The sequence below is a fragment of the Pseudomonas sp. FP818 genome (assembly GCF_030687335.1).
Taxonomy (GTDB): domain Bacteria; phylum Pseudomonadota; class Gammaproteobacteria; order Pseudomonadales; family Pseudomonadaceae; genus Aquipseudomonas; species Aquipseudomonas shahriarae.
Genome location: NZ_CP117427.1, coordinates 937,643 through 952,070, shown reverse-complemented (window position 1 = coordinate 952,070; position 14,428 = coordinate 937,643). Strand labels below are relative to the sequence as shown.

Here is a 14,428-nt window from a genome sequence, read left to right as displayed (position 1 = left end):
CGCCCAGGGATAGGGCAAACCTTACGGCTTTACGCTTTTTTCGTGCGAGGCAACAGAATCGCCAGCACCCCGAGCAATGGCAGGAACGAGCACAACGTGTACACGTACTCGATGCCATGAATATCCGCCAGATACCCCAGCAACGCCGCGCCAATCCCGCCAAACCCAAACATCAGGCCAAAGAACACCCCGGCGATCATCCCTACGTTGCCCGGTACCAATTCCTGCGCGTACACCACAATCGCCGAGAACGCCGAGGCCAGGATAAAACCGATCACCACACTGAGCACGCTGGTCCAGAACAGGTCGACATGGGGCAACAGCAAGGTGAACGGCGCCACACCGAGGATCGAGAACCAGATCACCGCCTTACGGCCGATCTTGTCGCCAATCGGCCCGCCAAAGAACGTACCCGCCGCCACCGCGCCGAGGAACAGGAACAGATGCAACTGGGAACTGGCCACCGACAGGTCGAACTTCTCGATCAGGTAAAAGGTGAAGTAACTGGTGAAGCTGGCCATGTAGAAGTACTTGGAGAACACCAACAGCCCCAGCACCACCAGCGCGCCGAGCACACGGTTTTTCGACAGGCCATGGGTGGCGGCCTGGCCTTGCTTGAGCTTGAACAGGTTCAAATGGTTGCGGTACCAGCGGCTGATCGCATACAGCACGCCCAGGGCAAACACCGCGAACAAGCCGAACCAGGCGACATTGCCCTGGCCGAACGGAATGATGATCGCCGCCGCCAGCAACGGGCCAAACGCCGAACCCACGTTACCGCCCACCTGGAAGGTCGATTGTGCCAGGCCATAACGCCCACCCGAGGCCAGGCGCGCCACGCGGGACGCCTCCGGGTGGAAGGTCGAGGAGCCAATACCGATCAACGCCGCCGCCAGCAGAATCAGCGGGAAACTGCCGACCTGGGACATCATCAAAATCCCCACCAGCGTACAGATCATCCCGCAGGGCAACAGGAACGGCTTGGGATGACGGTCGGTGTAATACCCCACCCATGGCTGCAGCAGCGAGGCCGTGAGCTGGAACGTCAGGGTAATCAGGCCGACCTGGGTAAAGGTCAGGCCATAGCTTTGCTTGAGCATCGGGTAGATCGACGGCAACACCGCCTGAATCAAGTCATTGATCAAGTGCGCCAGCGCCACGGCGCCGATGATACGCATGACCAACGGGCTGGATTGCGCCGCGGCCGGCGCCGTAGCCACTGAAGGCTGGGAATTGGTAAGGGCCATGAGGAACGTTTCCGTACAGCAGATGGATGCACAGGTGCAGGTGTGACAATGTGCCACTTAATGGGGCAGGAAGGCTATCCCGTTAGCAGGCTAACGAGTAGGTGAATCGTTGCAGCGAACACCTGCCAGGCGCCGAACGCGCCACAAATCAAATGTGTGCGGGCTTGTGTGGGAGCCGGGCTTGCCCGCGATGCAGGCAACTCGGTGTATCAGATGCCATCGCAGGCAAGCCCCACACTCAGATGTTCGCGGCCTGGTGAAGTGCACAAATCCCCAGCCACTGGTCGCCTCACCCGGTGTTTTTCCTTAAACAGTTGATAGCGTAGATAAATTTTCAAAAAAAGCGCTTGACGCATTCCCGTTCTACGCGAATAATGCGCGCCACTTGGCTACATAGCTCAGTTGGTTAGAGCATAGCATTCATAATGCTGGGGTCCGGGGTTCAAGTCCCTGTGTAGCCACCAAGTACCGATCCATAGATGTCTACAGCAGTCTATGAATCACCTCAAGAAGCCCGCCTCGTGCGGGCTTTCTTGTTTCTGGCTGTCTACCTCTACCCCATCCTTCCCCTCTGTGTAGGCCCACACGCATGCTTCAATAGCACATGGCGGAAGCTCGGGCGCAGACCATCATCGATGAAGGCATCCCATCAGAAGAGACGCTTCGCGAACTGCTTATTCTTTGCTGGCACTCGTCCCAGATCGCGGACTCATTCTTTCTATCTCACGCCAACTGCACCCGTTTTCTCGTCCAACTGGCGCAGATCGCAATTGACGAAAAAGACTATCAAGGCGACGCACCGCCCGCTGCTGCTTACTACCTTGAGAAGCTGCCACCTCCAGTGTTGAAGGGCGTCGCGGATATCCTGCTACGTGGTTTTCCCGTCGAGGAGTGCGGCCACAACAATTCACTCGCTGTCGCAATTGCACTCTCCGGGATCGAAGGTGGCAGGGCAAAAGTTCAGGGCGCATACGAGAATGATTTCCTCAACACCGACAGCTACGAAAAGGTCATGGCAATCTATGCCGAGCACTCGCAGCCCTGACCCTACGCTCAAGTTCGCTCAGTAAAGCGTAAGCTGGAGATGCGAATGGCCGAGGCTCATGCCAGGGTCGCTCAGGAGCTTGATACTGCGCGACGCGTCGGGACCACAGAAGTGTGGCGATGCGCCCTCAAAAGGGAGAGCCCAATGCAGCGGGCAATTGTTGATCAATGGGTTATCCAGTGATGCCCCGGATGAAGCTTCAGCAAATGCCGCCTCAGCCACGCCACCTCCTCATCGGGCAGAGTCGGCAAGGCCTTGTGAAAATCCTCCTCATCCTTTGGCCGCACGTGCAGGGCTTTGAACAAGAGGATCGCCGCAGGCCTTAAATATGGAATGCCTTCACTGCTCAGATACAACATTTCGGTACGGGGAAACCGGATAGACCCATCCCGTTTGTATACCCATACTTCAGGGCTTCCTGATTCAATCATCATGTCCACCCGCCAGGCTTGAGCAACAGGGTCGAAACACCACACCTGCTGAATGTCTAATCCTGGGATTTGACCCACGGGAAGAAAAGTGAGCACTCCGGCCTTCGCGGTGTACATATCAAGGTCGCCAAGCGCGTGCCGGAACTCCGAAAAATCGTCTCGCAACAGGGTGAACTCTATATCGTCATGCTCCCTCGTCTTTTCGCCGTGCCATAGGTCAAGCGCCCACCCGCCGACAACGCACCAGGGGAGCGAGACGGTCTTCAGGCGAACAGCCAACTCAGCGGGCGTCCATGAACGCCATAGTTCTTGATCCGGCGCCAGAGCCTTGTCCGTCATAACCTGATCTCCGATCGTTCTGAAAATTACTGGCATGCCTAGCGCATTGGGCCACTCACGCATCACATCAATGAAAACCGCTTTCGATAATCACTTGGCCCAACGCCGAGACGGCGCATAAATGCCCTTCTGAACCCGTCCGCATTGGCATAACCGACTGTATCGGCCAAGCGTTTAAGTGAAACATCGGCATCTTCAATCAGCCGTCTGGCCGCATCAATGCGGGCCAATTCGACAAATTCGGCCGGGGTCGAGCCGGCTTCAGCCTTGAAGGTACGGGCGAAGTTTCGCTCACTCATACCGGCGCGGGCGGCCAAGGCAGGGACGCTCAAGTCGGCCTTCAGGTGCTCCACCACATATTCCTGCACGTCCCGGATCACGCTGCGTTCGGCGGTTTGCGCTGCCAGTTGCGCGCTGAACTGCGATTGCCCGCCAGGCCGCTTGAAGAACATCACCATTTCACGGGCCACGCTGAGCGCCAATTCTCTGCCGTAATCTTCTTCGACCAGCGCCAACGCCAGGTCCATGCCCGCCGTAACACCCGCCGACGTGTAGATGTTGCCGTCCTTGATAAAGATGCTATCCGGATCGACGTGGGTGTGCGGATACTCCTTGGCAAGCCTTGCGCTGGAATTCCAATGGGTGGTGACACGGCGCCCGTCGAGCAGACCTGCGGCGGCCAGCAAAAAAGCACCGCTACAGACTGAGCCGATACGACGGACGGATTTGGCTTGCCGGCGTAGCCAATCTTGCAACGCAGGGTCATGCGCGATTTCGTTGATATGTGGGCTGCCGGCCACGAGCAAGGTGTCGACCTTGCCCTTATATGTTTCGAAGGTTTCATCAATGCCAAGCTTCAAACCACTTGAGGTTTTGATCAGGCCCTTGCTGGTACCGATGACTTCGACCCGATAGGCACGCGGGTTCCCCAGTTGCTTGGCGGCTTCAGCAAAGATATCGGCGGGCCCGGCGACGTCCAGCAGTTGCACACGAGGGAATGCCAGGAGGGTGATACGCATGATGTCTGTCCTTGTCGAATAATTGGCTGAATACATCGCTTTATGACTATTTCAGCCAATGTTTATTTGGCTGAAAATATCCACAACAGCAAATTCAGTCAATCAAGAGACTAGCATGAACACTGCATACACCCCCACCGTCGATACCGCTCGAGCGGTAACCGTCAGCAAAACTTCGATCAAAAACCTGCCTATCAATTTATTCGGCTCAGTGATGGGTTTGGCCGGCCTGGCCCTGGCTTGGCGCTTGAGTGGTCAGTATTACGGCGTCGGCGGCAGCTTGGGTGAGGCCATTGGCGCGCTGGCCGGCCTGGTATTCGTGCTGTTGACCCTGGGTTACCTGACCAAATGGGTGAAACATCCAGCAGCGGTCAAGGCCGAGTTCAACCACCCGATTGCCAGCAACTTTTTTGGCACCGTCACCATTGCACTGCTGTTGCTTTCGGCAGTCGCGGGGGCCCACAACGAATGGCTCGGACAGGCTCTCTGGATACTGGGCAGCGCACTGACGGTGCTGCTCGCAGGCTTCGTGGTTTACCGTCTGTTGTCGGGCAATCAGGACCCGTTGAATGCCGTACCTGCCTGGCTGATTCCAGGCGTTGCCACCCTTGATATCGCGGTAACCGGTGCGCATATGCCGATGGCCTGGGCGACTGAGTTCAACCTGTTTGCCCTCGCCGTGGGTGCGGTGCTGGCGCTGGTACTCTTCACCCGAATCTTTTCGCGGCTGGTGCATGAGGCCGCTCCGGCCAAAGGCATGGTGCCTTCGCTGATGATCCTGATTGCCCCCTTTGAAGTAGGTTTTCTGGCCTACACCAACGTATTCGGCGAGATCGACCGGTTTGCCAGCGTGTTGTTCTACTTCGGCCTGTTCCTGTTCGTGGTGCTGAGCTTCAAAGTGTTCCGTCGGGATGTGCCTTTTGCCCCTTCATGGTGGGCAATCAGCTTCCCCATCGCAGCGCTGAGCAACGCAGCGTTGAAATATGCACATGCCCAGGACAGCAGCGTGTTGATGGTCATCGCCGCTGTGATCCTGCTGTTCCTCACTGTGGCACTGAGCGTGCTGCTGGTGAAAACCCTGACCAGCCTGTTCAGCGGCAAACTGTTGGCCAACTGACCTTTTACCTCCCTTTGGCGAGCCTTAACCGGCTCGCTTTTTTGCCTTTGCGCATCGTCATGCCGGCTCTGAGTGCTAACCCACCTAGCGTACACCGCCAAAGACAATGGCTCCCATCAACCATGCTACTCCCCAAGCGCCAGACCGGGCCGTTGCCAGCCTTGATCGCGAGCAAACCGAACAATGGCCAGGCAAGAGTTATGTGAAAGATTTGCGCCATCAGGCGGGCTCGCCCGCAACGGCTCTATCGCTACCTTTATCACCAAATGATCCGAGGTGAACGTTGAAAGGTAACAAGGCAGTTCCCCTTGTTGATCCCCTGACGACCCATCGGTTGGTACTGCGCACGGTCCATGCATCTCATGCGGCAACAATGCACACTTATTTGCTGGAAAATCGTACCTATCTCCAACCGTGGGAACCGCTGCGAGATGGTGGATTTTTCAACCTTGATGCCGTGACTCAACGGCTGCAGTTGATGGAGCACAAAGCCGCCAGAGGCGAGGCCTTGCACGTGCTGATGCGCGATAGCGATGAGCATCGAGGGTAGGAAGCTGCACCGGATCATGGCCAATGACCGACCGGAGAACCTGCGCAGCGCGCGTCTGTTAACGCACTTAGGATTCGAAACCGAAGGCAAGGCACGCGCCTACCTTCAGATCAATGGCGCCTGATCAATCCTAAAATGGACTGAGCCATCAGCAAGCCCGCGAGCAGCTGTTGCTCGCGGGGCATGGCTACACCTCAAAAGTAAGTCGTAGCCCCGGCAAAAAACGCCCGGCCCGGCACATAGAACGTCGTCGAACCATCCCGCGCATCTTCATCCAGCAAGTTCTGCACGCCGCCATTGAGCGTCAACCACTTGGTCACGGCCAGGTTCGCCGTCAGGTCATAGGTGGTGTAGGACTTGACGAAGTCGTTACCCACACCCCGCTGCTTGCCGACATGCTGCGCCGACAGTTCGGTGTTGAGTGTGTCGGTGGCTTGCCAGTTGATTGCACTGAACGCCGACAACTTGGGCGCGCTGATCAGGTCTTCGCCGGTGGACAGGTTTTTGCTCTCCAGCATGTAGGTGGCGTTGGTGCGCCAGTCCAGGGAGTCGGTCAGTGGTACGCGAACCGAGCCTTCCCAGCCGCGGGTGCGCGCTTCTTCGACGTTTTCCAGCATGGTCCACCAGCGACCCTGGAACTGGCCCAGTGGCGCGTATTCGATCTTGTCTTCGAAGTCGGTGTGGAAGTAGGTCAGGCTGGCCTCCCAACCGTCACGGTCGAAGGACACGCCTATTTCCTTGTTGACGCTGGTCTCTGGCGACAGGTTCGGGTTACCGGCCATCCAGCAACTGCCGCTCACATAACCCAGGGGTTTCAAGGAGCCGCAACCGCGACCGCCGGATTCAGTGGCGGCGCCGGCGCTGCCCTCTTTCAGGCTTGGCGCACGGAAGCCCTTGGACACACCGCCGCGCACGGTCCAGTCCGGGTGCGGATGGTAGACCAGGTACGCCCGCGGGCTGTTGTGGTTGCCATAGTCTTGACTGTGGTCGAAACGGTTGCCCAGGGTCAGGGCCAGGTTGTCGAGCAGGTACAACTCATCTTCGATAAACGCGGCCGAGTAGTCACCTTTAAGCGACGAACCGGAAACCGCAGCGCCCTGGTAGTCCACAGGCACCGTGCCCAGGGTATCGCTGTTGGTCAGTTCTTCACGCTTCCACTGCCCGCCCACGGTCATGCGCTGGCTGAGCAGCAACTCAAACGGAATGTTCAGGCTGCCTTCGGCGATTTTCTCTTCGGCGCTGGATTTGCCCCAGTCGATGTCGTTCTTGAATTTGTTCAGGTACAGGTCGACCTTCGAGGTACCGAAACTCCAGTCCCCGCTGTGGGACACAGAGTAGCTGTCGCGAATCAACCGCCCAGGACCGAAGCCAGCGCCGAGGGTTTCGCCCCAATCGCCAAAGGTCTTTTTGCTCGACCAGGAGCGCTCGACGCCATGCACGGCCTCGAACGACAGGCTTTGCTCGTCATTGATTTTCCAGTCGAGCAAGGCGTTGACGCTATGGTCCTTGGCGCCGCCAGCGCCGTCGCCGTACATGAACTCGCCATCCTTATCCAGGCGCGCCGTGACCTCATCGGCGGCCCGCCGGGTCAGGTTGGCGCCCAGGCGCAGGCCCACGGACTCGGTCAACGGCCCGGACAGGTTGAGGCTGGTCTGGGTGGTCTGGCCACGGTCGGAATCTTCGGGAATCGTGGTGTTGACGTTGGCCGAACCGCTCCAGGTGCTCGAGACCTTGCGCGTGATGATGTTGATCACCCCGCCCATGGCATCCGAGCCGTACAGCGACGACATGGGGCCGCGCACGATCTCGATGCGCTCAATCATGTTCGGGGTGATCCAGTTCAGGTCCTGGCGCGCCAGGTCGCGGCGATAGCTCAAGTCTCCGGAACCACCGAGGCGTTTGCCGTCCACCAGGATCAAGGTGTACTTGTCGTCCAGGCCACGCAGTTTGATTTTCGATTGCTCGCCCACCGGGCCGAAGCCACCGGTGACCCCGGGTACACGCCGCAGCAGGGTATTGAGGTCGTACACCGGCTGGCGCTCGATTTCTTCGCGGGTAATCACGCTGACGCTGGCCGGTGCGTCGCGCAGGTCCGTGGCGCCGCCGGTGGCGGTGACGAATGAGGTATCGAGTTCGGTGACGGCGTGTTTATCGACCTCGCCAATCTCTTCTGCCTGCAACACGGGGGCGGCGATCAGCACGCCGGCGGTGAGGAAAAGAGAGCTGAAAAGGCAGGGAGGGGTTTTCATTGCAAACAGTCCTTGTTGGGCCAATATGCACCATGGTGGAGCATTAAAGGCCAAGGATCGTAATGCAAATCCTTATCATTTAGAAAGACGTTTTTGAAAAATCTCGCAACAACCCCATGCGGTTGAAACAAATTTGTTGTCTGCGCCACGCCTGGTCATAGGCCAAGATGGCCGAGAACGCCGAAGCCGGAGGGGGGATTTTGACGCTCCTGTCTCCCGCTGTTAGTGTCCGCCCTCCTCCCCGCAGATATCTGCCTGGTGCGTTTTACCCGCCAAGCATCACCCCAGGGACAACAGATCATTCTCAAAATGAACGGAGTTCAGCGCGTGCTTTTCAACCTACGCTTGCAGCGCCTTACCAGCCTCTCGGTGATCATCGCCGCCCTCAGCCTCGGTGCCTGCAACAGCACCAGCACCCCCGACCTGCCGCCCGCCCCGGAGCTGGGTTCGGGTTATCGCACGGACATGACGGTACGCCACGCCGAACGCCATATGGCGGCGGCGGCCAACCCGCTGGCGGCCGAAGCCGGGCGCAAGATCCTGCGCCAGGGTGGCTCGGCGATTGACGCGGCCATCGCCATGCAAGCGGTGCTGACACTGGTGGAGCCGCAGTCCTCGGGGATCGGTGGTGGCGCCTTTATCATGCTGTGGGATGGCAAGCAGGTACGGGCCTATGACGGCCGTGAAACGGCCCCGGCCGGCGCCACGGCCGATATGTTGTTGAAGGCCGACGGCACACCGATGGCGTTTGCCCAGGCGCAGATCGGTGGTCGTTCGGTCGCCACCCCCGGTGTGCTGCGCGCGCTGAAGATGGCCCACGAACACAGCGGCCGTCTGCCCTGGGCGCAGTTGTTTGTGCCGGCGATCCAGCTGTCCGAGCAAGGCTTTGCGATTTCCCCGCGCCTGCACAGCCTGATCGCCGCCGATCGCTACATCAGCCAGTCACCGGACATGGCGGCGTACTTCCTCAACGCCGACGGCAGCCCGAAAGCCACCGGTACCCTGTTGAAAAACCCGGCGCTGGCCAATGTGTTCAAGCGCATCGCCAAGGAAGGACCCGACGCGCTGTACCACGGCCCGATCGCCGAGGAGATTGCACGCAAGGTCCAGGGTCATCAGAACACGGGGCGCCTTGCACTGAGCGATCTCAAGGGCTACCGCGCCAAGGAGCGCGCGCCGCTGTGTACCGACTACAAGCGCTGGCAAGTGTGCGGCATGCCACCGCCCTCTTCAGGCGGGGTGGCCATTGCGCAGATCCTCGGCACCTTGCAGGCCCTCGAAGCCCGCGACCCACGCTGGGCCCTGGCGCCGCTCAAGCCGGTGAAGAGCGCGACAGCCGCCGGCCTGGAACCGGTGCCCGAAGCGGTGCATCTGATTGCCGAAGCTGATCGCCTGGCTTACGCCGACCGTGGGCAATACGTCGCCGATACGGACTTCGTCCCGGTGCCGGTCGCGGGCCTGGTCGCCCCCGGCTACCTGGCCAGCCGCGCAGGATTGATCGGCGAACGCAGCATGGGCGTGGCCAAGCCCGGCCAACCGATGGGCGTTCAAGTGGCCTACGCGCCGGATCGCTCGCCGCTGCGCATTTCCACCTCGCAAGTGGTGGCCGTGGATGACCTGGGTGGCGCAGTGTCGATGACCACCACCATCGAAGCCGCGTTCGGTTCCCACGTCATGGTTCAGGGCTTCCTGCTGAACAATCAGATGACTGATTTTTCCTTTATCCCCGAGGAAAACGGCCAGCCGGTGGCCAACCGCATCGAGCCGGGCAAACGCCCCCGGTCGTCCATGGCGCCAACCCTGGTCTTCGACCGCCAAAGTGGCGAGCTGCTGGCCACGGTCGGCTCCCCCGGCGGATCGCAGATCATCGAATACGTGAGTAAATCCCTGGTGGGCATGCTCGACTGGAACCTCGACCCGCAAGCCGCCATCAGCCTGCCCAACTTCGGCAGCCGCAACGGCGCGACCGAGCTGGAGCAAGGGCTGTTCAGCGAGCCGTTGAAGGCGGCGCTCAAGGAGCGAGGGCATACCTTGAGCGAGATCGAGATGACCAGCGGCACCCAGGCCATCGTGCGAGTACGCGATGCCCAGGGTAAGGCGACCTGGAGTGGGGGCGCGGATCCGCGTCGTGAAGGGGAAGCGTTGGGGGATTGACCCAGGGTTGTATCGCCTTTACGGGCCTCATCGCTGGCAAGCCGGCTCCTACAAAGTTAACGGCAGAATACGCCATACCCTGTAGAAGCTGGCTTGCCGGCGATGGCGGTTGAAGCTTAGCGACTGATCTTCAGCCCCTTGCGCATCCCATGCCGCTCCAGCGCCAGTTCGATCAGGCGGCTGACCAGTTCGCTGTAGCTCATCCCCGCCGCCTGCCACAGCTTGGGATACATGCTGATGCGCGTGAACCCTGGCAGTGAGTTGACCTCATTGATCAGTACTTCACCGTCCTCGCAAAGAAACACATCGACCCGCGCCAGCCCGGCGCAGCCCAGCACTTCAAAGGCCTCGACGGCCAGGGCACGAATGCGTTCGCTGGCTTCGACGCTGATGTCCGCCGGCACCAGCACTTGGGCGGCCTGGTCGTCGATGTACTTGCTGTCGTAGGAATAGAAGCCGTCACGCACCACGATCTCACCACAACCGCTGGCGATGGGACGCTCGTTGCCCAGCACCGCGCATTCGATTTCGCGGCCTTTGACGGCAGACTCCACCAACACTTTTTCATCGAAACCCAGGGCCAGTTCAATCGCCGCCAGGTACTCGGCTTCGTCAGCCACCTTGCTCACGCCCACCGAGGAGCCTTGGTTGGCCGGTTTGACGAACAGGGGCAACCCCAGCTTTTGCCGAGCCTGATCGAAGGTTGTGCGTGCCGCGTTGCCACGGTTAAGGGTGATAAAGGGCGCCACGGCGATACCGGCATCACGCAACAGGCGCTTGCTGATGTCCTTGTCCATGCACACCGCCGACCCCAGCACGTCGGAACCCACAAACGGCAGGTCCGCCATGCGCAGCAAGCCTTGCAGGCAACCGTCTTCGCCGAGGGTGCCGTGGACGATGGGGAAGATCACATCGACGTGTTCCAGCAAGCCCTGGCCCGAGGTTTCCACCAGTTGCTGGCTGGCCTTGCCCGGCACCACCGCCAGTTCGCGGTTGGACTGGTTGAGGGCGATCAGCGCCGGGTTTTCCTGGTTGAGCAGAAAGTTCGAGGTGTCGTTGAGGTGCCAGTGGCCGGCCTTGTCGATGCCGATCAGTACCGGCTCGAAGCGCGTGCGGTCGAGGGCGTCGACGATGTTGCGTGCCGACTGCAAGGACACTTCATGCTCGGCCGAACGCCCACCAAAAATAATACCTACCCGCAACTTGCTCATAACCTGCCTCACATTTGAAATGTAGGGTTTATTACCACGAGCGGTCAGCAGCCTGCCACCGTTGAGGCCGCGCACAATCGTTCAAGACCCTGGCAGACAGCCGCCCCAGACTCAGTTAACGTAACTCCATCCGACATATTTCGAAAACATCCCATGGGCAAACCCACTGCAAATATCGATTGGCTGCACCGGGCGCCTCATGCCAGCGGCCTGGAGCGGATCGAGGCATATTTCTCCGGGTTCGGCTTCGACCCTCATCGCCACGATACCTACGCCATCGGCCATACCCTGTTCGGTGTGCAGAGCTTTCATTATCGCGGCGGCCAGACCCACAGCCTGCCGGGCACGACCATGGTGATCCACCCCGACGAAGTCCACGATGGCTGGGCCGGCAGCGACGAGGGCTTCAAGTACCGGATGATTTATGTGGAGCCGGCGCAGATCCAGCAGGTTCTCGGCGGCAAGCCGTTGCCGTTTATCCACAACGGGCTGTCCAACGACCCATGGCTACACCGGGCCTGCCAGGCCTTTGTGCAGCAGCTCGACTGCCCGCTGGACCCGCTGCAGGAGCAGGACGCGTTGTTCGACCTGGCCCACGCCCTGAACAACGCGTCGGGCATCAGCGTCAGCCGCAAGACGTTTGATTACCAGGCCGCCGAGCGGGCCCGGGAATTTATCCACAGCGCCCTGGGGCGCAGCATCACCCTGGATGAAATGGCCGCGCACTGCGGGCGGGATCGTTGGGCCTTGTCGCGGGACTTTCGCCTGTTGTTCGGCACCAGCCCCTATCGTTACCTGACCATGCGCCGCCTGGATCTGGTGCGCAACCTGCTGGGCCAGGGCCAGTCACTGGTGGATGCGGCGCTGATCGCCGGGTTCACCGACCAGAGCCACATGACCCGGCAGTTTCGCAGTACCTTTGGCATACCGCCTTCGCGGTGGGTGAAGATGCTAGGCCGATAAGCCAATAGAAACGGTAGGACCAAGCTCGCTCCTACAGAAAATCCAAGCCGCCTGCAGAACAGGTCCGGACCGCAATGACCCCAGCCTCATTGCCACCAGCGCCCCGAGTGTGAGAAGAAAGGATGCGCTACCACCACCGCGAGGTTTTCCACGGATGAACCTGACATTGACGCCCCCCCAGTGGGATGACGTGAACGAGCTGCTGGCGTTCGAGCTGGCCAATCGGGCCTTTTTCGAAAGTTGGATCAATGCCCGGCCCGAGGCTTACTACAACGTGGAAGGGGTACAACGCGCCATCGAGAGTGCGCTGCTGGAGGCCAGTGAAGACCGCGCCTATCAGTACCTGATCCGCGAAAACGGCGTGCTGGTGGGGCGGATCAACTTTACCCAGGTGCGCCGCCGCTACTATCACTCAGCGTCCCTGGGCTATCGCATGGGGGCCGAGTTCACGGGGCGCGGCCTGGCCCGGCAAGCTGTGGCACTGGGCCTGCAAAAAGCCTTTGGCGAGCACGCCCTCAAGCGCATCGAGGCCACCGTGCGCCCGGAAAATCCGGGCTCGTTGCGGGTGTTGCAGCGCAGCGGTTTTACCCAGTATGGGCATTCACGCAAGGCGTTCCTGCTCGATGGGCAGTGGTTCGACCTATTGCTGTTCGAGGTCCATGCCCCCTGACAAACACAGCTCCTGCCTTTGAGCCGGCCTGCGGCCTAGCTGGATAACTGATTGGCAAACTGGCCAACCGCACTCACTACTTTCTGCGCGCCGTCCTGGATCTCGACGATCACCGTACCGGCCTCGGCCGCCAGGGACAGCCCCTGCTCGGCCTGCAGCCGGCCATCGGTCATCAGCGCCACGGCATCGCGGGCCATGTCCTGGTTCTGGCGCACCACGCCGACGATTTCTTCAGTGGCTTTGCTGGTACGCGAGGCCAACTGCCGCACTTCATCGGCCACCACCGCAAACCCGCGCCCCTGCTCGCCGGCACGGGCCGCTTCGATGGCGGCGTTGAGCGCCAGCAGGTTGGTTTGCTCGGCAATCCCGCTGATGGTCTTGACGATACTGCCAATCACCTGGGACTGAGCATTCAGGGCCTCGATCCCCTCACCCGCCTGTTCCATGTGTTTGGCCAGGTCGCGCATCACCTCCACCGCCTGGGTGACCACGGCGGTACCGCGCTGGGCGCTGCTGTCGGTTTGCAGCGAGGTGCTGTAGGCAATGTTGGCAGCCTCGGCCACCGCGCGTTCCTGATTGATCTGGTCGGTGATCACCGTGGCGAACTTGACCACTTTGTACAGCCGGTTATTGGCATCCAGTACCGGGTTATAGGACGCTTCCAGCCAGACCTCGCGACCATGGGCGTCGACACGCTTGAAGCGCCCGGCCACAAACTCACCGCTGTTCAAACGCTTCCAGAACGCCTGGTACTCGGCGCTGTTGTAATCCTGCGGTTCACAGAACATACGGTGCGGCTTGCCCAGGATCTGCGCCAGGCTGTAACCCATGCCCTGCAGGAAACGCTCGTTGGCAGCCAGCACGTTGCCATTGAGGTCAAACTCGATCACCGCCGTGGAGCGCACCAGGGCGGTGATCAGGTTTTCGTGCTCGCGGGAGGCTTCGATGGTGCGGGTCAGGTCGCTGGAGTACACCGAAAACCGCTTGATGCGCCCATCCGAGCTCCGCACCGGCTGCACGATGGAACGCAACCACGCCTCCTTGCCGTTGCCGCGCAACAGGCGCACGGTGCCGGCATAGTGTTCGCCACGGCTCAGGGCGTTGTTGAAGCGCTGCTGGAATTCATCGCGTTTCACATGCTCGGGCACAAACCCGTGAATGGCATGGCCCAGCAGGTCGCTGGATTTGTAGAGCATTTCGTCGAGGAAGTTCTGGTTGACCGACTCGATCCGGCCCTCGGGGTCCAGGCTCAGGGCCAGCATCTCGCTCTCCAGGCTTTCCTGGACCTGCTGAAGGCTGGACAGTTCTTCGCGAAGAGCGGACAGCTCCTGCTTCAAGCGGGTATTGAACATAGGAACACCAGAGGGCAGAGATGAGTGGTTTATCTAACCATCGGCGCTTCTGGCGTTTTCTGAAGAGGGCTTGAGTGTTCG

Annotated in this window: 11 protein-coding genes, 1 tRNA gene and 2 pseudogenes; 7 read left to right on the top strand and 7 right to left on the bottom strand. The window is 60.2% G+C overall.

Annotated elements, in window-relative coordinates:
* Positions 1-29: 29 nt before the first annotated feature.
* Positions 30-1,247: an MFS transporter gene (locus PSH80_RS04105; RefSeq protein ID WP_057958276.1), complete on the bottom strand. Its 1,218-nt coding sequence runs from the start codon at positions 1,245-1,247 to the stop codon at positions 30-32.
* A 387-nt stretch (positions 1,248-1,634) separates the two neighbouring features.
* On the opposite strand from PSH80_RS04105, the gene PSH80_RS04100 reads away from it, so the two are divergent.
* Both PSH80_RS04100 and PSH80_RS04095 read left to right on the top strand, forming a co-directional pair.
* Positions 1,635-1,711 (top strand) — tRNA-Met (locus PSH80_RS04100).
* A gap of 140 nt (positions 1,712-1,851) precedes the next feature.
* Entirely contained in the window at positions 1,852-2,292 is a 441-nt protein-coding gene (locus PSH80_RS04095) for a hypothetical protein (protein ID WP_128593266.1), read from the top strand.
* 164 nt (positions 2,293-2,456) lie between these two features.
* Here PSH80_RS04095 and PSH80_RS04090 read toward each other — a convergent pair whose 3' ends face one another.
* Both PSH80_RS04090 and PSH80_RS04085 read right to left on the bottom strand, forming a co-directional pair.
* Positions 2,457-3,062, bottom strand: coding sequence for a nucleotidyltransferase domain-containing protein (locus PSH80_RS04090; RefSeq protein WP_057958356.1), 606 nt, complete (start codon positions 3,060-3,062; stop codon positions 2,457-2,459).
* A 62-nt stretch (positions 3,063-3,124) separates the two neighbouring features.
* Positions 3,125-4,081 carry a GlxA family transcriptional regulator gene (locus PSH80_RS04085; RefSeq protein ID WP_057958274.1) on the bottom strand — a complete coding sequence of 319 codons (957 nt, stop codon included), beginning with the start codon at positions 4,079-4,081 and terminating at the stop codon, positions 3,125-3,127.
* 115 nt (positions 4,082-4,196) lie between these two features.
* On the opposite strand from PSH80_RS04085, the gene PSH80_RS04080 reads away from it, so the two are divergent.
* Together PSH80_RS04080 and PSH80_RS04075 are read left to right on the top strand one after the other, a co-directional pair.
* Positions 4,197-5,198 (top strand): SLAC1 anion channel family protein, encoded by a 1,002-nt coding sequence (locus PSH80_RS04080; RefSeq protein WP_170060234.1) that lies wholly within the window; start codon positions 4,197-4,199, stop codon positions 5,196-5,198.
* Between the two features lie 283 nt (positions 5,199-5,481).
* Positions 5,482-5,748, top strand: coding sequence for a hypothetical protein (locus PSH80_RS04075; RefSeq protein ID WP_225923839.1), 267 nt, complete (start codon positions 5,482-5,484; stop codon positions 5,746-5,748).
* A 194-nt stretch (positions 5,749-5,942) separates the two neighbouring features.
* Here the strand turns inward: PSH80_RS04075 and PSH80_RS04070 are convergent, their stop codons facing one another.
* The gene (locus PSH80_RS04070; protein WP_057442027.1) at positions 5,943-7,997 is read right to left on the bottom strand and encodes a TonB-dependent receptor domain-containing protein; all 2,055 of its coding nucleotides are present in this window, start codon (positions 7,995-7,997) and stop codon (positions 5,943-5,945) included.
* 309 nt (positions 7,998-8,306) lie between these two features.
* On the opposite strand from PSH80_RS04070, the gene ggt reads away from it, so the two are divergent.
* Positions 8,307-10,151 carry a gamma-glutamyltransferase gene (gene ggt, locus PSH80_RS04065; RefSeq protein WP_186625427.1) on the top strand — a complete coding sequence of 615 codons (1,845 nt, stop codon included), beginning with the start codon at positions 8,307-8,309 and terminating at the stop codon, positions 10,149-10,151.
* Positions 10,152-10,267: 116 nt separating this feature from the next.
* Here the strand turns inward: ggt and ddlA are convergent, their stop codons facing one another.
* The gene (gene ddlA / locus PSH80_RS04060; protein ID WP_057442032.1) at positions 10,268-11,362 is read right to left on the bottom strand and encodes a D-alanine--D-alanine ligase; all 1,095 of its coding nucleotides are present in this window, start codon (positions 11,360-11,362) and stop codon (positions 10,268-10,270) included.
* Between the two features lie 153 nt (positions 11,363-11,515).
* Here ddlA and PSH80_RS04055 point away from each other — a divergent pair, with 153 nt between their 5' ends.
* Together PSH80_RS04055 and PSH80_RS04050 are read left to right on the top strand one after the other, a co-directional pair.
* Positions 11,516-12,325: an AraC family transcriptional regulator gene (locus PSH80_RS04055; protein ID WP_057442033.1), complete on the top strand. Its 810-nt coding sequence runs from the start codon at positions 11,516-11,518 to the stop codon at positions 12,323-12,325.
* A gap of 154 nt (positions 12,326-12,479) precedes the next feature.
* The gene (locus PSH80_RS04050) at positions 12,480-12,995 is read left to right on the top strand and encodes a GNAT family N-acetyltransferase (RefSeq protein WP_057442037.1); all 516 of its coding nucleotides are present in this window, start codon (positions 12,480-12,482) and stop codon (positions 12,993-12,995) included.
* 35 nt (positions 12,996-13,030) lie between these two features.
* Here PSH80_RS04050 and PSH80_RS27260 read toward each other — a convergent pair.
* Positions 13,031-13,462 (bottom strand): annotated as a pseudogene (locus PSH80_RS27260) (methyl-accepting chemotaxis protein); the annotation flags it as partial.
* 156 nt (positions 13,463-13,618) lie between these two features.
* A pseudogene (locus PSH80_RS27255) lies at positions 13,619-14,257 on the bottom strand (PAS domain-containing protein); the annotation flags it as partial.
* Positions 14,258-14,428: the final 171 nt, after the last annotated feature.